Raw genomic sequence first — 20,550 nt, 5'->3', positions numbered from 1 at the left:
ACGCCCTAAAAGATTCATTCTTTTAGAACGTTTTGTGAAGTTAGTCTGCATATTGTATGGCTAGTTTATTTGGTATTACTGGAATATCGTTCGATTTCACATCTTCTTCTTGTAAGGATAGCATTTGCTGCGGATACATTTCCTCGACATCAAAAGGAATAGCAATACTTTCCATTTTATTATTCATTTGACTACGTGCCAGTAAGCCATTCTTTGAAAGATCAATGTTAAGAATAGCCTCCACAGTTTCTTCAAGCATTTCAAGATCCTTTGTTTTCAATGGCATCTGTTCCTGCATTAAGAAGGGTTGAAGATGTTCCTTAATATAACCCTGTGCTTCAATTAAACATGAAAATTCATTTAGTTTATCAGCATAACGCTTTAATTGTCGCTTCTCTTTGGCACGTTGTTGATTTAGTTCAAGCACTTTTTGTTCAATACGACTCATACGCTCCTTTACTAAATTGACTAAGTAAGGCTGAATGTCTCGAACTGCTTGTAACATCGAAGCTTCTGCTTGTAATACTTTATCGTATTGAGCGACACAAACCACTTGTTGGTCATTTAATTTTTGCACACGCTCTTTAAAAAATTCATTTTGGTTATGCTGACCAAAAATAGCTTTCATAAGCCCTTTACCATGAATTTTTTTATGCTGTGCATCTAAACGCTCATATTCTCTTGAATATTCACTGTGCATATTACGATACTCTCGTAACATTTGTTGATAGTAAACAGCGATTTCGGTAAATGTCTCTACCTTATCATCTTGTAAATAATCATGTTGTGAGATGGTTTGTAATAGCTGGTAAAGGGTTTGAACATGTTTAAACGTATTTGCCACCTGCTCATATTCTTGCTCATATTCCTTAACTATTGCTAAGTCACGCTGATAGCGAGAAAACTCAAATTGGGTATCGCCTGCATATTTTTCAATATTCTCAACAGCAGATTGAAATGGGTCACGTCGTGGAATAACAGTTAATTCGAAGCGGAACCGTTCAAGCCATTGCAAGAAACGAATTAAAATGGCATAGGTTTTTTTTTCACTATTTTCGGCCACACGATGTATGTGGGCTATTAAATGGTCATATTGACTTTTTTGCCAAAGCTCAAGGTTGTCCGTTTGCTTAGCTACCAGGGCATTTGTTGCGGAAATAGCTATAAAATCACTCATCAAATGGCCAATACGTTGTTGTTCTGAAATGATAAATGCATCTGCATGCTCATCAGCATCAATTCCATTGATGACACATAAAGGTACCACTCCTTTATGATTTAACGCATCCATTAATAAAAGCTCAGCATCTATTGCCCTAGAGCCGGCACGTAAAACCCAGAAAATTTCATCTACACGGTTCATAAGTGCTTCAGAGAAATAGGCCATTTCACCTCCCCCTGCTTCTAAGGAAACAGAGTCAATGATCGTCACAGATTTTAATAAATCATTTTTCAAATATACTTCTAGGTAATCCAAATGTTCACGTAAAATCTGAGAAGCAAACGTATCACCTGTTGTCAGTAGCTCTAATTTGCTAAGATCAAATATGGCTACAACACCATCTAAAAAATAGGCTTTAATCTCCTCTTGTTCGCCATATCGAATAAATGTATTGACACCTGTCGGATGTCGATCATTTACAGATAGTACCTCACGTCCTAGTAATCCGTTAACTAGTGTTGTTTTGCCTACTCGTTCTTTTCCGACGATTAAAATCATCGTTTGGTTATTTGCATCTTGAATAATACGGTTTAAATGTTTAGCTGTATCTTTCACATATGTATTTTGGACAATAATACCGTACAATTGTCGCAGTTGATCAACAAATTGTGGCAATATATTATTCGCTGAGGTTGTATATTCGATTGGCGTATGGTCAATGTTCGTCATCCTCAAAACCTCTTTTCGTATGCATCTATAAGACCATTATAAATGAAACTAATGCTTTACTAATATATAGATCAACGAAAAGAGGACAATATACTTATGCATTTATAAGGCAAATAGGAATTCATCCTTATATCACTACAATGTTCATTTCACATTTCATTCACAATTCAGACTAAAAGAAATAGCCCATTTTATGAATTTTACTAAAATTGCCATCAAAATTATGCTTTATTACAGCTATCCAGTTCTCCCTTATTCCTATAGGCATACTATTCACCTAGACCCGCCATACGCGCGTATACTTCCCCAAGTGTAGGCATCCCTCCTTGTGCACTAAACTTTTCAACAGACAATGAGGCAGCAAGATTAGCAAAGTACACTGCCTCATCCAATGATTGACCCTCTACTAAGGCATGAGCTAGTGCACCGTTAAAGGTATCACCTGCACCTGTTGTATCCACAGCTGTCGTCATATAGCCTGGGATATGACTGGGAAATGTCCCATCAAAATAACGCGCACCATCACTACCTAGCGTTATAATAAGCTTATTAGGATACTTTTCTAGTAGCTGATCGACGGGCTCATTAAAAATTTCTGCACATTCTGTTTCATTTGGTGTTAAATAGGCGATATCCTTCATCCACTGTTTATCAAAATTTGCTGCTGGTGCAGGATTTAACAATACTGGCACTCCTGCTTCTTTACAAAGTTGAATGGCATATGCTGTTGTTTCTTTTGGAATTTCCAGTTGAATGATCACCATTTGGCTTTTTTGTATCAGCTCTTTTGATGCCTCTATATGTGAAGGTGCTAATTCATAGTTTGCACCAGGCACTACTACTATACGATTATCTTGATTGTAAATAAGAATATTAGCAATGCCTGTTGGAGCTGTAGCACTATGAACAATGGCTTCTGTGTTTACTCGCTCTTGCTGCAAACCCGCACATAATGTTTCACCAAAACTATCCTGACCGACGCAGCCAATCATCGCCACGTCACTTCCCAGTCGAGAAGCAGCCACTGCCTGATTTGCCCCCTTTCCTCCTGGAACTGTTTGAAATGCATGACCGAGAATGGTTTCTCCTTGCTTTGGAAAAGCATTCATTTGTACAACTAAATCCATATTTAGACTTCCTATAACTGTAATCATTGATTTCCCTACCTTCCTTCTAAGCTCTATTTTAATGGAGAACCAAGGTCAGGGACAGGGTATGTTAAAGGCCTTTTTAAAGTTTTCCTAACAATCCTTTTCTAGCCTCATGTTCAATTCTACTATCACAATCCTCGCAGGAGAATTTTCCTTTCATATTCCTTTTATACAAGGTATATTTCCTTGTCCCTTCCACAACCTCAAACGTCTTTTTACAAAAAATACAGGAAACTGAATAAGTTATCATTATCTATTCTCCTTTCAAATAACTTGCTACTTCCACATTATCAAAATATACCATTTATTCACAATGTTTATATTCAGAATATTCTTGTTAAATTTACTGTTATTCACATTCTATCCATAAATGCTAGGATGGATATTTGCTAACGCATAAAAAAACTGAAGACAACGCTCAGTTTGTCTTCAGTCTACAAAAATATATTAATAGGCTACCCGCTTCTCTTCATATGCAGCAATATGGTCTTCGTATTTAAACGTTAAGGCAATTTCATCCCAACCATTTAGCAAGGTTTCCTTATAGTACGGATCTATTGTGAAATGATAGACTGTCCCATCACCATCAGACACCGTTTGTGCCGCAAGATTCACTTCCACTGCATATGGATTTGCTTTACCCTTGGCTAGGATTTCATCACATTCCGCTTCTGTTAGCTTAATAGGAAGAATGCCATTTTTAAAGCAGTTATTATGGAAAATATCTGCAAAGGAAGGCGCAATGACAACATTAAATCCATAATCCAAAATGGCCCATGGTGCGTGCTCTCGCGAAGAACCACAGCCGAAATTATCCTGTGCCACTAGAATTTTTGACTCTTTAAATTCTGGTTTATTTAATACAAAGTCTTTTATTTCATTACCATCTGCATCAAAGCGCCAGTGATAAAATAAAAACTGTCCAAAACCTGTGCGCTCAATACGCTTTAAAAACTCTTTTGAAATAATTTGGTCGGTATCAACATTTTTGCGATCAAGTGGTGTAATGACACTATTTACGATATTAATTGGTTCCATTTTCAACATCCCTTCCATGTAAAAACAAGCTTCACACAGTTTCCTTTACAAATTCACGTACATCTACAAAATGGCCTGCAATCGCCGCTGCGGCTGCCATTGGTGGCGATACCAAATGTGTACGAGAACCCGCTCCCTGACGTCCTTCAAAGTTGCGGTTGGACGTTGAAGCACAGCGTTCACCCGCTGGGACTACATCATCATTCATTGCTAAACACATAGAGCAACCCGACTCCCGCCATTCAAAGCCGGCATCTATAAAGATTTTATCCAAACCTTCTGCCTCTGCTTGTTTTTTCGTAGAATAAGAGCCTGGTACAACGATTGCTGTAACATCGCCATGTACCTTTCTTCCTTTAATAACATTTGCAGCTGCACGTAAATCGCTCATACGCGAATTTGTACAGGAGCCAATAAAGACATGCTGGATATCAATGGACGTTAATGGTTGCCCTTCCTCTAAGCCCATATAATCAAGTGCTTTTTGAAGCGCAGCTTTATCGGATTCATCCTTATAGTCTGCTAGTGTTGGGACGTGGCCAGAAACACCCGTACCCATCGATGGATTTGTCCCCCATGTAATGATAGGTTCGATTTCTTCTGCATGAATAATACGGACTGTATCGTAAGTAGCATCTTCATCAGAGGCAAGGCTTAACCAATAGTTAGCCGCTTCCTCAAATTGTTCGCCTTGTGGAGCATATTTACGACCTCGAATATAGTCTACAGTTATTTGATCAGGAGATATAAGCCCTGCCTTGGCACCAGCCTCAATCGACATATTACAAATCGTCATCCGTTCTTCCATGGACAGTTTGTGGATAGCCTCTCCAGTAAATTCCACAATATATCCTGTGCCAACGCCAATTCCGAACTTTGCAATAATGGCTAAAATAATATCTTTAGCGGCAACTCCGACTGATAGCTCCCCTTCAACACGAATTTCCATTGTCTTTGGCTTATTTTGCCATAACGTTTGCGTCGATAATACATGCTCTACCTCAGAAGTTCCAATACCAAAGGCAATCGCCCCAAATGCACCATGTGTAGATGTATGTGAATCACCGCAGACAATTGTTTTACCTGGCTGTGTAAGTCCTAGCTCTGGTCCAATAACATGGACAATTCCTTGATCAGGATGGCCCATACCTGCCAGCTCAACACCAAACTCTTCAGCATTTTTGGCTAGAGTTTCAATTTGGTTGCGTGCAATCGGATCATGGATTGTTGGTAGATTTTTTGTTGGAACATTGTGATCCATTGTCGCAAAGCTTAAATCTGGACGACGTACTTGACGACCATTCATCCGAAGCCCTTCAAAAGCTTGCGGAGAAGTTACTTCATGAATTAAATGAAGATCAATATATAACAGGTCCGGTTTGCCCTCTTCCTGATAAACAACATGTTTATCCCAAATCTTTTCAATTATATTTTTGCCCATTATCTTCACCTATTTCTTTAAATATATGTTGTCATAATACTTTGTGAAACAAAACTAGTATCAATTTCATTCATAACCTTGTCTGTCCATTCATTCGTTGATAAAACTCGACTGCCATTACGAGCAAGATCTGCTGTAAAATAACCATCATCAAATACCGCACTTACAGCACGTTCAATTTCTGATGCCTCTTCCTTCAAGCCAAATGAGTATTGAAGCATCATCGCTACAGAAAGTATGGTTGCTGCAGGATTTGCCACTCCTTGACCAGCAATCTCAGGTGCTGACCCATGTACTGGTTCATATAAGCCAAAATTATCTCCACGAATAGATGCCGATGGTAATACACCTAGAGAACCTGTAATGACTGATGCTTCATCACTTAAAATATCCCCAAACATGTTTTCCGTAACTACTACATCATAGTGTCCAGGATTTGTAATAAGTTTCATCGCTACAGAATCCACTAGGTTATGCTCTACTACTACATCTGGATAATCTTTTTTCTTTGCTTCTACGACTTCTCGCCATAAACGACTTGTTTCAAGAACATTTGCCTTGTCAACAGAGCATAACTTGCCTCCACGTAAACGTGCTAGCTCAAAGGCATTTTCAACGATACGCTCAACTTCCACTTTCGAGTAAACAGTTGTATCAATTGCGCCATTTTCAGTACGCATACGTGGTTCCCCGAAGTATACGCCCCCTGTTAGTTCACGAACAATCACTAAATCAACGTTTTCTGCTACTTCACGCTTCAATGGAGAAGCATCTAGTAAACTCGGGAACGCCTTTACAGGACGCAGATTAGCAAATAAATCAAAGTGTTTGCGGATTCGCAATAATCCCTTTTCAGGGCGTAATTCTGGTGGATTCTGATCCCACTTTGGTCCACCAACAGCTCCTAGTAGAATCGCATCACTATTCTCACACATCTCAATTGTCTCATCTGGTAGTGGATTATTATGTTGGTCAATGGCAGCGCCCCCGATTGTTCCATACCCTAAATGGAAAGTATGATTAAATCGTTTACCAATCACTTGTAATACACGCACAGCAGAAGCAACAACCTCTGGCCCAATTCCATCACCAGGAAGTACTGTAATTTTTTTCTCCATCATCAAAACACCCTTCTTTGTATAGCGCATTCGCTAATTTAGTAAAAACGCTCACCAAATTAATGGGTGGTGAGCGTATTCAATTTTTCTTGATTAACCTATACGCCATGATTATTGCATCCGACTTGTGAATGAACCTCACACATTTCACTACTTATAAAACAGGACGATTATTTAAACTGGATGTGCACGAAGACTTTCTTTTATTAAATGACGGTTAATAGCATTTAAATAAGCTTTTGCCGATGCTTCCAAAACATCCTGAGAGGAGTTGCGGCCAGTCGTCGATACATGATCATAACGAATATTTACGACAGCTTCACCAAGTGCGTCACGGCCTTTACCGACTGATGTCACACGGTAATCAATCACATGAACAGCATTTGGCACTAGCTGCTCTAGCGTGTTAAAAATGGCTTCTACTGAACCAGCCCCAGTGGCAACTACCGTTTTCTCTAATCCTTCTGGTGTTAGCACAATGGCTGTGGCCGTCGGAATATTTTCTGTACCGTATTGCACTTGAACCATTTTCAATTCAAATAGTGGTACATCTTCTAATTGGATTTGCTGTTCTGTAAGTAAAGTCAGCAAATCTTCCTCTGTAATTTCCTTTTTACGATCCGCCAATTTTTTAAATTCTACAAATGCCTTATTTAACTTTTCATCTGATAGATCAAAGCCCAATGTTTCAGCTCGATCACGGAAGGCTGCTCGACCAGAATGTTTTCCAAGAACTAAAGGTATTTCTCCCTCACCGATAAGTGCAGGTGAAATAATTTCATAAGTTTCTGGATTTTTTAACACACCGTCCTGGTGAATACCAGATTCATGTGCAAATGCATTTCTCCCAACAATCGCTTTGTTTGGCTGAATCACGACGTTTGTCAATTTACTGACTAATTGGGACGTACGTTTAATCTCTTGCAGCTGTATCCCTGTTTCTACCTGATAATAATCCTTGCGAATATGAAGTGCCACGGCAATCTCTTCTAACGCTACATTCCCTGCTCGCTCTCCAATGCCATTAATTGTTCCTTCCACTTGTGCAGCACCATTTTCAATTGCCGCCAACGTGTTGGCCGTTGCCATTCCTAAGTCGTCATGACAATGGGCAGAGAACTTGACTTTATCAGCACCTTTTACGTTTTCCAGCAGATACTTAAATAGAGCACCATATTCGTATGGAGAGGCATAGCCGACTGTGTCAGGAACGTTAATCGTTGTTGCACCTGCGGTAACTACCTCATTCATAATTCGTACTAAAAATTCACGATCTGAACGGAACGCATCCTCAGCGGACCATTGTACAAGTGGAAAATATTTTTTCGCATATTTAACCGCTTCAACCGCTTGCTCAATCACTTGTTCTGGTGATTTTTTCAGCTTGTATTCCATATGAATAGGCGAAGTAGCTAGAAAAATATGAATATGTGGCTGTTGAGCACCTTTAATAGCTTCCCATGTCGTATCAATATCCTTTTGAATACACCGGGCAAGACCCGTTACGACTGAATTTTTTACTGTTTCAGCAATGCGATGGACTGCATCAAAGTCACCTGGTGACGAAGCAGGAAACCCTGCTTCAATAATTGTCACACCAAGACGCTCTAACTGCTTAGCTATCTCTATTTTCTCTGCTGTATTTAAATTAATCCCCGCAGATTGTTCACCATCGCGAAGCGTAGTATCGAAAATATCAATTTTTCGCACTTGTCGCCACTTCTCTTACCACTTTTTCTTTACCTTCGTTGATGAATGGCATCATCTCACGTAGTTTTGCACCTACTTCTTCGATTTGATGGTTTGCACCTGCTTCTTTGAACTTTGTATATTCAGGACGACCATTTTCATTTTCTTGAATCCAGCGGCGAGCAAACGTACCATCTTGGATATCCGTTAACACGTCTTTCATACGAGCTTTTACAGACTCATCGATGATGCGCGGTCCTGCCACATAATCTCCCCACTCAGCTGTATCTGATACTGAGTAACGCATTGTTGCCATTCCACCTTCAAACATTAAGTCAACAATAAGTTTCAGCTCATGTAGTGTTTCAAAATATGCTAATTCTGGTTGGTAGCCTGCTTCCACTAATGTTTCAAATCCTGCTTTTACTAGCTGCGTTGCACCACCACAAAGTACTGCTTGTTCGCCAAATAGATCTGTTTCTGTTTCTTCTTTAAATGTTGTTTCAAGAAGACCACCACGTGCGGCACCAATGCCTTTACCGTAAGCAAGTGCTAAATCTTTTGCTTGGCCTGTTGCATCTTGATGGATAGCGAATAAACCTGGTACACCAGCACCTTCTTGGAATTGACGACGAACTAAATGCCCTGGCCCTTTTGGTGCTACTAAAAATACGTCTACATCTGCTGGTGGCGTAATTTGCCCAAAGTGAATATTGAAGCCGTGTGCAAACATTAGGGCTTTCCCTGCTTCTAGATGTGGAGCAATCTCTGCCTCATATACAGCTTTTTGTCGCTCATCTGGTAGTAAAATTTGGATCACATCTGCTTCTTGTGCTGCTTCAGCCACTGTTTTTACGTCAACGCCATCTGCTTTAGCAGCATCGAAAGATCCACCTGGACGAACCCCTACCACTACGTCAAAGCCTGATTCTTTAAGGTTTAATGCATGTGCATGACCTTGTGAGCCGTATCCGATAATAGCGATTTTCTTTCCTTTTAAAACTTCCTCGTTAATATTTTGTTCATAGTACATTGTAGCCATTGTTGTTTCCTCCTAGAATTTAGTTTATTTTCATAGCTCTAGATGCAGCCCATTTAAGAAGCCAGCATCTAAAACCTTCAATTTTATAGGCAAACTATTTTAAAATAGAGAGCTGTGGATTTGAGATTTTTTGCGTTTCACGAACTGAGGCTGTTGCTCCTGTACGTGTAAGTTCTTTAATGCCATATGGTCGAATGAGTTCAATAAAGGCATCTATTTTGTCTGGGTGTCCAACTACCTGATATGTCACAACATTTTTAGCTGTGTCAATTATTTGAGCGCGAAACGGTTCGACAATCGAGTTCATTTCCAAGCGTAAATTTGGCGGTGAAATAACCTTTACTAATGCTAGTTCTCGCAGGACAATCGATTTGTCAGTAATGTCATTGACCTTTAATACATCAATTTGTTTGGATAATTGCTTCACCAGTTGTTCAATTTTGCGTTCATCCTCTACATTGACAACAAAGGTCATTTTTGAAAAATTCGGTTGCTCTGTATGACCAACTGTAATGGATTCAATATTAAACTGACGTTTCATAAGTAAACCTGTTAATCGGTTTAACACACCACTTTGGTTAATCACAGTTACGGTAATTACTCGTTTCAATTCTTTTTCACCCCAATCATTTCATGTAAGCCTTTGCCTGGTGCTACCATTGGGTATACACATTCAAGCTGTTTCACACGACAATCAATTAACACAGGCTCATCAGAAAGTAGTGCCTCTCGGAAAATAGCTTCCGCTTCATCCATTGTGTTAATGCGATAGCCTTTAATACTATACGCATCCGCCAATTTAACAAAATCCGGTTGGATTGGCATAAGTGAGGATGAATAACGCTCTTCATAGAATGTTTCTTGCCATTGGCGAACCATTCCTAAACAGCTATTATTCAAGATCACTATTTTTACTGGTAAGTTAAATTCCTGTAGGATAGACAGCTCCTGTGCAGTCATTTGAAAGCCTGCATCTCCTACAATCGAAATAACTTTTTTGTCTGGCTTCGCAAATTGGGCACCAATTGCGGCTGGGAAGCCGAAGCCCATCGTACCAAGTCCACCAGACGTTACCCATGAATGATCGTTGTTTAAGTGATAATATTGCGCTGTCCACATTTGATGCTGACCAACATCTGTTGTCACAATGGCATCACCCTCTGTAATCTCATGAACTAATCGCAATGCCTCTTGTGGTAAAATTTCTTGATCATGATCATTCTTGCAATACCATAATGGATAATCATTGGCATGAGATTTTAAAAAGGCTAGCCAATCGGTTGTATCAGGACCGTCAAAATCCTTTTTCAGTACGGCTTTCAATGCTTCTTTTGCGTCTGCCACAATTGGGATATCTGTCGGTACGTTTTTACCAATTTCTGCTGGATCAATATCGATATGAACAATTGTCGCATTTGGTGCAAATGTAGCTAAATTACCTGTTAAGCGATCATCAAAACGAGCACCAATATTAAGTAATAAATCTGCCTTTGTTATAGCTGTGTTTGCTGTTGCCGTACCGTGCATGCCGGCCATCCCTAGGAATAATTCATGTTCACCGTGAATGGAGCCTAAGCCTAGTAATGTATTCGTTACTGGAATACGATATTTTTCAGCAAATGCCGTTAATTCTTCTCGTGCGTCAGCAAAAAGAACACCTGCACCAGCTAAGATGACTGGTTTTTTTGCCAAAGAAATAGCTTGTATCGCCTTTTGAATTTGTAAATAGTTAGGTTTATAGGTTGGTTGATAGCCTGGTAAATAAATTTCATCTGGTGCTTGCGGTGGATTCTCTACATCAAATAACATTTGTGAAACGTCCTTTGGGAAATCCACGACCACTGGTCCCTTACGACCTGTGCTGGCAATATGGAAAGCTTCTTTTACTATACGTGGGATGTCATTCACATCTTGTACTTGATAATTGTGCTTTGTAATGGGTGTAGTAATACCCATAATATCTGCTTCTTGGAAAGCATCCGTACCAATAACAGATGTAGCAACCTGACCAGTGAATACCACTAAAGGTATAGAATCAATCATGGCATCGGCTATCCCTGTGACAAGGTTTGTTGCACCTGGGCCACTTGTAGCAATAACAACACCCGTTTTCCCTGAAACACGCGCATAGCCTTCCGCCGCATGGATGGCACCCTGTTCATGTCTTGTTAAAATATGACGGATTGGATTTTTATACATCGCATCATAAATTGGTAATACAGCACCACCTGGATAGCCAAAGATGATTTCAACACCCTGATCATGCAATACCTGCACTAGTACATCGGCCCCGTCCTTTGCTTGATAGGTTTGCTCAACTGTTGCAGTTGTTGCTAATTGTTCTTTTTCATTGATTGAAACATTCGCACTCATCAATATGCCTCCTTTATTTCTTTCAAACTCACACATCAGTGTTGTAGATTAATGAAGTGTCACTAGCTGGTTAGTCTATGCTCTCCTCCTGAAGAAAGAGAGTTAGCACATGCCATTATGAAAATAATAAAAAGCCCTTTTCTCCACACGCAAAGAACTACCTTACGTAGGGATGAAAAAGACTTTCCATGGTACCACCCTTTTTTATAGCAAATAATTGCTACCTCGCGAATAAATGACAGCATTTATGCACCAATGCGGAATATATCGCATCCAATAGGGTGTCATAAAACATTTATTCATTAATAACGAGCACTTTCGAATATGCCCGAAGCTATCTAATAGTGTAAACACGTTTAATAGCTCACTCCGAGGGGATGTCGGATCTAGTTGTATCGCCGGCTTCCAGCACGACCGGCTCTCTGGTAGATACAAGGCTCTAGAACCTTTAACCTCATCAACGTTTTCATTTATCTAGTTTTAAATCTTCATAACGCCACCAGTGGAAGCGTTCGTCACTAATTTTGAATATCTTGCGAGCCAACCTCGTTTGATTTTAGGCTCAAAGACTGGTAATTTCGCACGACGTTCAGCTAAAATTTCCTCTGAAACTTGTAAATTAATCGTACGATTTGGTAGATCAATTTCAATCATATCTCCATCTTCTACTAAAGCAATTGGACCACCTTCAGCAGCTTCTGGTGAAATATGCCCGATTGAAATACCACGTGATGCTCCTGAGAAACGACCATCTGTAATCAATGCCACCTTTGTACCAAGGCCACGACCTTGAATCGCAGATGTTGGTGCCAGCATTTCCGGCATTCCTGGGCCACCTTTAGGACCTTCATAGCGAATGACGACTACATGGCCCTCTTTCACTATTCCATTATCAATATTTTCTTGTGCTGCCTCCTGTGAATCAAAAACGATGGCTTGACCTTTGAATACTTGGATGGAAGGATCTACTGCACCAACTTTAATCACTGAGCCCTCTGGTGCGATATTACCGAATAACACCGATAAACCGCCTACAGCACTATATGGATTTTCTTTCGTTCGAATGACTTGATTATTCGTAATGTGATGATCTTTGACTAATTCACCCATTGTCAGCCCTGCCACTGTTGGACGATTAGGATGTATAGCACCTGGGATAGACACCAATTCATTAATAATGGCACTAACGCCACCAGCTTTATTAATATCATCCATTGAAATATCGGAAGCAGGCATGATTTTTGCTAAATAAGGTACTCGTTCTGCGACCTTATTAATATCCTCAATGTTGTAATCTATTTCCGCTTCATTGGCAATGGCTAATGTATGTAGAACCGTGTTAGTAGAGCCACCCATAGCCATATCTAATGCAAAAGCATCGTCGATTGCTTCTTTTGTAATAATATCGCGTGGCTTAATGTCTTCCTTTACCATACGAATTAATTGTTTCGCCGCTTCTTTAATCAGCTTATGACGCTCTTCAGAAGTAGCTACGATTGTTCCGTTACCTAGTAAAGCAACACCAAGCATTTCCATTAAACAGTTCATAGAGTTTGCGGTAAACATTCCTGAGCAGGAACCGCAAGTCGGACAAGCATTATTTTCAATATCTAATAGCTCTTCAGCAGACATATTTCCTGATTTATGAGCACCTACACCTTCAAAAACAGAAGTTAATGAAAGCTGTTTACCTGATGCAGATGTCCCGGCCTCCATTGGACCACCGGACACAAAAATCGATGGTACATTAGTACGAACTGCTGCCATAAGCATACCTGGTGTAATTTTGTCACAGTTTGGAATATAAAATACGCCATCAAACCAGTGTGCATTAATAACCGTCTCAGCTGAGTCTGCTATAATTTCACGACTTGGTAATGAATAGCGCATACCAATATGCCCCATTGCAATACCATCATCGACACCAATTGTATTAAATTCGAATGGAATACCACCCGCTTCAATAATGGCTTCTTTTACAACATCAGCGAACGTACGTAAATGAACGTGACCTGGTATTATGTCGATATAAGAGTTACAAACCCCAATAAATGGCTTTCCTAAATCTTTTGCTTTTACTTTGCCTGTTGCATATAAAAGACTTCGATGTGGCGCTCGATCTACGCCTACTTTTATCATGTCACTTCTCATTTTAAACGCCCCTCATTTATTGCTTTCCATACTATGTTCGTTGCTATATACAAAAATCACAATCTTCTGTCTTTTTATTTTTTGTTTATAGATAACAGCTTTCTAAAGTATTACTGCTGTAACGAACGTGTTAAATTGTTGTTATCATAGTACGAAAAAAAGGTCTCGTCAACACTATTTTTTGAATTGTTTAAACAATTCAAAAAATCTGTCAAAATTGAAATCGTTTACATGCTGATTAAGCATCAGTTTTATCTCGCTTTGATAAAAATTTTGACATTTCGTTCAAATTTTAATTTTTTTAAAATATAGAACAATAGTTTTCTAAATATGAACAGAGAGTTGGAAAGGAAAGTAAAGGAGATAGCGCTTACAATAGAAATAACTTTTTTAAATATCCTGTAAAAAACACATGATCGGGATCATATTGGTGGCGAATGTTTATAAATTTTTCAATTTCAGGATATAATTCATAAACCTTTGGAGCCGTTAAATGATGTTGTTTTCCCCAATGTGGGCGACCTTCATATTTTTGCATTAGAGTATGCACCCATTTAAAATAGGGCTCCTCTGACATCCCTTTATACATATGAAAGGCGATAAAGGCGGACTCTCGCCCCTGTGTAGGGCTTAAAAAACCAGCTTCCCCTGCCGTTGTTCGACATTCTAATGGAAAATGAACATTATAAACGCCCTTTTTAAAGGTTGCATGAATTTCCTCTAAACAAGCTTCAAATTGAGATAATGGGATAGCATATTCACTTTCCTGAAACTTCACACTACGAGGTGAAGGATAAATTTCATAGCTTATACCTATTCTTTCACTTTCTACTACATTAGCTGCTGCTATTTTACTCATGGCACCACTTAAAGCTGGTTTCCACCTACAAAGCTCAGACATAGCAAAAAAAGCACCATTTTCTACAATTTGTAGCTTGAGGTTTTCTATTTTCTTATTCCATTCACTTTGATAGATAGGAGCAACAACATTCATTCGCTTCACCTGTATCGTCTCACTACCAGGGAAATAAAACCATTCCACATGACGATGTTGTTGGATATCCTCCGAAAACCCGATGAGTCCATTAGCTAATGTATCTCTTGCCCCCACATAATGAAGACCATATAATGGCATGACTTTAATAGTTACTTTGACAAGAATACCGAGCATTCCTAGCGAGACATGAAGCGCTTCTGATAAATCGTCCAGTCCTCGTCGATGCTCCTGATAAGTTCCCGTCCCATCCACAAACCCCCACGACATCACGGTCGAGGACAAGGAACCAAGTGTAACCCCTGTGCCGTGTGTACCCGTTGAAACTGCACCTGCAATGGTTTGCTCCTGAATATCTCCCATATTAATTAATGCAAATCCATGCTTTGCTAGCATTGGTCCAATTTCATATAAATAGGTTCCCGCCCATAATGTAGCCTCCTGCTTTTCCTCATTCACAGCGATTAATCCGCGCATATTATGTAAGGAAATAGCTATATGCTCCGGCATTGCCACAGCGCTAAATGAGTGTGCGGCCCCCGTAACACGAATCGTCTTTACTGATTCCCGGGCATGTTTTACAATCATTGAAACCTCCTCAATGGAATGAGGTAAATACATTTCACTTGGGTAAGAAATAACATTCCCAGCCCAATTTGTCCATTTTTCTCCATTCTTCCACTTCTCTATAGAAAACATTGTCCATCCCCCCTGTATGTTGTAAATGGTCCTACATACTTGTCCCCTCGTACACCATGTAATAATGGAAATCGCTCACAAAGCTCCCCAGCCTTTGCATGTCTAAAATAAATGGTGTCGCCAATTTGAATGTTTTTCCCCTTGACCTTAATGGGTGTTTGCACCTCTCCTGCCCCTTCTAAGCTAAGATATGCAAACTTGGCAGGTTCATAGAATACAGGTAACCGATCGCTACCAATCGCACCTGAAGCGGTATATCCTCCACCATGACAAACAACGATATTTTTTTCAGGCTGTCTTGTGACACGTAAGGCAAATCCGGCTGCTTTTTCAAGTCGCAAATGGGTAAATTGGTCAAACAGAGCAGGGGCATAAAATGCAGAGCCTACCGTAATTTCAGTTACTTCTTTCTGTTTAGTTGTGTAGGTCATACTACCTGAGCCTCCTCCATTTACAAAACGTAAAGTTGGAAAATAGGCCTTGATATGAGCGATAGCTAATCGACGAAATTGGGTGACCTGCTTTTTCGCCTGTGATTGCATGACTTCTATTACTCTACCTTTTATAACATTCGCTGGACGATTACCAACACCAGCGATTTGCGCCTCATAGCCCATAGCCCCGACTACTTCAATAGAAGGACTATTTTTGATGGCTTGCAAAAATGGCGTTAACGTCTCAAGGGAATATAATGATGAACGTTTCGTACCAAAATACAATAATTTAAAATCATTTGAAACATTAATATCAATGCAGACTGGGACGCGCACACCCACTTCATTCCCTAACTTGGATAATAGTTCGATATGTTCCTGTCGATCAACCATAAACGTAACGGTTTTCCCCTCTTGAACAAAATACAATAATTGACGTATAGCCGCCTCTTCCATTACTGGATAGCCCAGTAGTAAATCATCAAATTGCTGTTGCAATAAAAAAACCGTCTCTGCTGCTGTAAAAGTCATAAACCCTACTACATTCGGAAGTTTTTGTTGAATATAACGAAGCACCTCTACTGAACGAATCGATTTTGTTGCTAGACGAATTGGCTTTCGCCCACATGCATCCTGTATAATTTGAATATTTTTATCAAGTGCATCAAAATCCAACCAAGCAAATGGCCGTTCCAAATGACAAAACAATTCATCCCACCTTGTTGTCATTTAATCCCTCCCTTTTAAGTACTAAGTATTAGACATGAAATAGAATAATTCCTTTCATTAAAATAAAAACAACCGTGAGCAATTAACTAACTATGCCTACACGGTTGTTTTAAAATGGGACAAACATTTCATTCACCTTTCTATTAAATTGATTACGATGCGTAAAGGAAATCCGCTGCTAGATTTAATAAAACTAACAAATGCAAGCCCGCAATTAGTAGTCCTTGACGATTTAATCGTTTCATTACAGCCATATTCATATATAACACGCTCCTTTTTCTCATTATACTCTTTTTTAGTTTATTTTTCAAACTATTCAAACAATATAAAATTACCCATTTAAAAAGACTTCCTATAAGGAATGTGCTACATCAAATTATGGATGGGCGATTGAGGAGATGAGTCAAAAATATTTTTACGAATGAATAGACTGTTTTTGCAAATAATTTTAGAAAAGGCTCATTCATTTATTTCGAAAGGTGGTGAACGTATTTTAGGTACGATTTGAAGGCGCAAACATACTATAGAAGTAAGCGATAATCGGTGTATGTATTATATAAAAGCTGTTCTATGTAATGTAGGCATTTTTGCAACAATTTATGCAGATGATTTGGCTGTCACTTTAGCTAACGATTCATCGACATGGTGAAGAGCTGCAAGGTTTAACGACAGCCTGATAAAAGCATGTAATTATTACTAAAAAAGATGGCAACGTTTAATCTGCTTCATTCAGGGTATAACTAAGTAATCGCCATTATATCTTAACTTTAAGGAGATGAAAATTATGATTAGTTTCATTTGGTATTTAATCATCGGAGGGATTCTTGGATGGTTAGCAGGCGTAATTTTAGGTAAGGATGTTCCTGGTGGTATCATCGGTAATATTATTGCAGGGATTGTCGGTTCTTGGATTGGTAGTATGGTTTTAGGGAACTGGGGTTGGAGAGTTAGTGATTTCTACGTATTCCCTGCTTTAATCGGTGCTATCGTGCTGATATTTATCGTAAGCCTTATTCTAAAAGGTATGCGTAAAGCGACTTAAATATGCGATGAAGAGCCATCCAATGTGATGGCTCTTTATTTTTCTTGATGTAAAAGAACTGCCGCTTTTAACTCATCATGATAAGCGTTGTACAATTGATAGTAATGCAACACATTTTCCACATATTCCTCACTGTGATTATATTGAAAAACTGCCTTTTTAATCTCTCCTTTTGCTGCACCATATTTCGACAAGTAATTCGCTGCACTAAAGACTGCATCCTCTATGTCATATGGATCTGCTATACCATCCCCATTTGCATCAACACCATAGCCCCCATATTTCGCAATGGTTTGCGGGCTCATCAACTCGTTTTTGGAAATGTTTCCCTTCCCTAAACCTGAACAAGTAGGATGCTTCCAACCAACAAATGTGCAAGGCATGAATTGCATATGCCCTTCTGCTCCCGCTGACGATACCATTGTTTTTACCGTAGAAAAACGAGTCTCAATGCGATGATGTGCAGCAAGTAAGGTCCACGGTACACCATACTTTTCCTCCGCTGCTATGTAAACGGGAATAAATTTCTCAGGAATGCTTATATCAAATTGCTCCTGAATTTCTTCTATGGCCTTTTCCTGGGCAAGCTTTTCAAAAATCGGTAAGGTTTGAAGCTCCTTCCAAGCGAAAAAAGTAAGGACATATACGGTTATTGCTATTGGTATTAATAATGCTATCATACCCAATTTTGTGGCGGGTGATAACATCGGTTTGTTATTCTTTTTTTTAGCCATAAGTCACACCTAATCTAGTATTCTACTTCCATATTACCAAATTTTTCGAAAAAAGTAGTGAATTTTTTTATGTCATACAACCTAGCATCATAGGACATCATTTCCACTACGAAAGCAGTTGAAAGACTTGGGAAAAATATAGTAAAATACAAATTGATTAATTTTAAGGATAATAATAGGGAGGAATTTTATTTTGTGGAAAGACTTTAAAGAATTTGCGATGAAAGGCAATATTATCGATTTAGCAGTGGCAGTTGTCATTGGTGGTGCTTTCGGTAAAATTGTTACCTCCTTAGTTGAAAATATCATTATGCCATTAGTCGGTGTGTTAACAGGTGGTATTGATTTAACAGCAAGCTTTGTCTACGGCTCAGGTGACGCACAAATCAAATTAGGCGTATTTTTACAATCAATTATTGACTTTTTAATTATTGCATTTGCCATTTTTATGTCTTTACGAATTATGACGAAGCTTACCAATAAAAAGGAAGAAGCTGTCGTGGAAGAACCCACTCCTGAACTGGATGCTAAGGAAGAACTCCTAAAAGAAATCCGCGATTTATTAAAAAAAGAACAAGCCTAATCTATCACTAGATTGAATCTGTCTCATTCTGATGGGGCAGATTCTTTTTAATTTGAAAGAAACATACTCACAAGGCTTCCCCTCTGCTCCATAAATAATTATATACTACCATAAAGCCTCCTTGGTAGAACCGGTATTTATCTATCCCCCACCATTCCCTACTATTCCTACGTGATTAACATAAAATAATCTAGCTAATTTTCTGAAATCACCCTTGTTCTTCTTGAATATCCATGTTAAATTGGTAACAATTATTGAGATTACTATTATTAAATGAAAAGCGAATAGCATGCTTTTCATCATAATGGAGAAAAGAGTGACGTCATGACATTAAACAGAAGCATTGAAACAAAACTTGTACAACTAGGCAATTTAAGTGACCCAACCACGGGAGCAGTTAGTCCACCTATTCATTTATCGACTGCTTATAAACATGCTGGAATCGGGGAATCCACAGGCTTTGACTACACACGCACAAAAAATCCAACTCGTGCTCTTTTAGAAGCAGGCTTTGCTGATTTAGAGGGTGGCGATATGGGCTTTGCCTGTAGCTCTGGGATGGCTGCCATTCAATTAGTATTATCCATTTTTAAACCAGGCGATGAATTAGTGGTGCCAGATGATTTATATGGCGGTACATATAGACTATTTAACTTCTTCCAAGAGACATATAATATCAAGCCTGTTTATTCAAAATTTGAATCGGTTGAACAGGTAGAAGCATTAATAAATGAACATACACGTGCATTATTCATCGAAACACCAACGAATCCGCTTATGCAGGAATTTGATTTACAAGTATATGCTGAGCTTGCACATAAGCATGGTGCATTGCTAATTGTTGATAATACATTCTATACACCATACTTCCAACGCCCTATTGATTTGGGAGCAGACATTGTGCTTCACTCTGCAACAAAATATATTGGCGGACATAATGATGTCTTAGCTGGAATCGTAGTGGCTAAAGGTACCGAATTAGCTGAACGCATTGGTTTTATTCATAATGGTAGCGGCATGGTTCTTGGTGCTATGGACTCTTGGTTACTTATTCGCGGCTTAAAAACAATGCACCTTCGCTTAAAGCAACATGATGCCAATGCCAAAGCTATTGCTGCTTATTTAGAGGAAGAGGCACTAGTTACAGACGTCCTTTACACAGGAAAAGGTGGTATGCTGTCATTCCGCTTACAAAAGCCTGAATGGATTGACCCATTCCTTCGTAACTTAAAGTTAATTACTTTTGCAGAAAGTCTTGGTGGTGTAGAAAGCTTTATTACCTACCCAGCTACTCAAACACATGCAGATATGCCTTATGAAGAACGAGTTGAACGAGGAGTTTGCGATCGTTTACTACGTTTCTCAGTTGGGATCGAGGAAGCAGAAGATTTAATTGCAGACTTACGACAAGTATTTGATATCCTTAGAAAAGAGGCATAAT

16 protein-coding genes are annotated in these 20,550 nt (G+C 39.1%); 3 read left to right on the top strand and 13 right to left on the bottom strand.

Annotated elements, in window-relative coordinates; translation table 11 throughout:
• Positions 1-40: 40 nt before the first annotated feature.
• The 12 genes from ACP3VS_RS06240 to ACP3VS_RS06185 all read right to left on the bottom strand — a co-directional run bounded on the left by ACP3VS_RS06240 (position 41) and on the right by ACP3VS_RS06185 (position 16,750).
• Positions 41-1,891, bottom strand: a complete 1,851-nt coding sequence (locus tag ACP3VS_RS06240; protein WP_200990467.1) for a dynamin family protein — start codon at positions 1,889-1,891, stop codon at positions 41-43.
• 269 nt (positions 1,892-2,160) lie between these two features.
• On the bottom strand, positions 2,161-3,045 hold the full coding sequence (gene rbsK / locus ACP3VS_RS06235; RefSeq protein WP_031416235.1) for a ribokinase: 885 nt from the start codon (positions 3,043-3,045) through the stop codon (positions 2,161-2,163).
• A 444-nt stretch (positions 3,046-3,489) separates the two neighbouring features.
• Positions 3,490-4,080: a 3-isopropylmalate dehydratase small subunit gene (leuD, locus tag ACP3VS_RS06230; RefSeq protein WP_031416237.1), complete on the bottom strand. Its 591-nt coding sequence runs from the start codon at positions 4,078-4,080 to the stop codon at positions 3,490-3,492.
• 31 nt (positions 4,081-4,111) lie between these two features.
• Positions 4,112-5,521 carry a 3-isopropylmalate dehydratase large subunit gene (leuC, locus tag ACP3VS_RS06225; protein ID WP_012294940.1) on the bottom strand — a complete coding sequence of 470 codons (1,410 nt, stop codon included), beginning with the start codon at positions 5,519-5,521 and terminating at the stop codon, positions 4,112-4,114.
• Positions 5,522-5,538: 17 nt separating this feature from the next.
• Complete coding sequence (gene leuB / locus ACP3VS_RS06220) at positions 5,539-6,639, bottom strand: 3-isopropylmalate dehydrogenase (RefSeq protein WP_036162816.1); 1,101 nt, start codon at positions 6,637-6,639, stop codon at positions 5,539-5,541.
• Between the two features lie 174 nt (positions 6,640-6,813).
• Positions 6,814-8,349: a 2-isopropylmalate synthase gene (locus ACP3VS_RS06215; protein WP_012294942.1), complete on the bottom strand. Its 1,536-nt coding sequence runs from the start codon at positions 8,347-8,349 to the stop codon at positions 6,814-6,816.
• The gene (ilvC, locus tag ACP3VS_RS06210) at positions 8,336-9,370 is read right to left on the bottom strand and encodes a ketol-acid reductoisomerase (RefSeq protein ID WP_012294943.1); all 1,035 of its coding nucleotides are present in this window, start codon (positions 9,368-9,370) and stop codon (positions 8,336-8,338) included. The genes ACP3VS_RS06215 and ilvC overlap by 14 nt, the downstream gene beginning before the upstream one ends.
• A 94-nt stretch (positions 9,371-9,464) precedes the next feature.
• Positions 9,465-9,980: an acetolactate synthase small subunit gene (ilvN, locus tag ACP3VS_RS06205; protein WP_031416242.1), complete on the bottom strand. Its 516-nt coding sequence runs from the start codon at positions 9,978-9,980 to the stop codon at positions 9,465-9,467.
• The gene (ilvB, locus tag ACP3VS_RS06200) at positions 9,977-11,743 is read right to left on the bottom strand and encodes a biosynthetic-type acetolactate synthase large subunit (RefSeq protein WP_426388469.1); all 1,767 of its coding nucleotides are present in this window, start codon (positions 11,741-11,743) and stop codon (positions 9,977-9,979) included. Before ilvB ends, ilvN begins: the two co-directional genes overlap by 4 nt.
• A gap of 480 nt (positions 11,744-12,223) precedes the next feature.
• The gene (gene ilvD / locus ACP3VS_RS06195) at positions 12,224-13,894 is read right to left on the bottom strand and encodes a dihydroxy-acid dehydratase (RefSeq protein WP_426388467.1); all 1,671 of its coding nucleotides are present in this window, start codon (positions 13,892-13,894) and stop codon (positions 12,224-12,226) included.
• A gap of 370 nt (positions 13,895-14,264) precedes the next feature.
• Positions 14,265-15,587 carry a D-arabinono-1,4-lactone oxidase gene (locus tag ACP3VS_RS06190; RefSeq protein WP_012294947.1) on the bottom strand — a complete coding sequence of 441 codons (1,323 nt, stop codon included), beginning with the start codon at positions 15,585-15,587 and terminating at the stop codon, positions 14,265-14,267.
• The gene (locus ACP3VS_RS06185) at positions 15,575-16,750 is read right to left on the bottom strand and encodes an amino acid deaminase/aldolase (RefSeq protein ID WP_031416246.1); all 1,176 of its coding nucleotides are present in this window, start codon (positions 16,748-16,750) and stop codon (positions 15,575-15,577) included. Before ACP3VS_RS06185 ends, ACP3VS_RS06190 begins: the two co-directional genes overlap by 13 nt.
• Before the next feature lie 784 nt (positions 16,751-17,534).
• Between ACP3VS_RS06185 and ACP3VS_RS06180 the strand changes: the two genes are divergently transcribed.
• Entirely contained in the window at positions 17,535-17,792 is a 258-nt protein-coding gene (locus tag ACP3VS_RS06180) for a GlsB/YeaQ/YmgE family stress response membrane protein (protein WP_004231402.1), read from the top strand.
• A gap of 35 nt (positions 17,793-17,827) precedes the next feature.
• Here the strand turns inward: ACP3VS_RS06180 and ACP3VS_RS06175 are convergent, their stop codons facing one another.
• Entirely contained in the window at positions 17,828-18,526 is a 699-nt protein-coding gene (locus tag ACP3VS_RS06175) for a lytic transglycosylase domain-containing protein (RefSeq protein ID WP_031416249.1), read from the bottom strand.
• Between the two features lie 193 nt (positions 18,527-18,719).
• On the opposite strand from ACP3VS_RS06175, the gene mscL reads away from it, so the two are divergent.
• Positions 18,720-19,109, top strand: a complete 390-nt coding sequence (gene mscL / locus ACP3VS_RS06170; protein ID WP_426388466.1) for a large conductance mechanosensitive channel protein MscL — start codon at positions 18,720-18,722, stop codon at positions 19,107-19,109.
• A 324-nt stretch (positions 19,110-19,433) separates the two neighbouring features.
• Positions 19,434-20,549: a methionine biosynthesis PLP-dependent protein gene (locus tag ACP3VS_RS06165; protein WP_012294952.1), complete on the top strand. Its 1,116-nt coding sequence runs from the start codon at positions 19,434-19,436 to the stop codon at positions 20,547-20,549.
• The last annotated feature ends 1 nt before the right edge of the window (position 20,550 follow it).

Source organism: Lysinibacillus sp. VIII_CA (genome assembly GCF_049943995.1).
Lineage (GTDB): Bacteria > Bacillota > Bacilli > Bacillales_A > Planococcaceae > Lysinibacillus > Lysinibacillus pinottii.
Note: the sequence above shows the minus strand (reverse complement) of the source record. Positions and strands in the feature narration are given on the sequence as shown.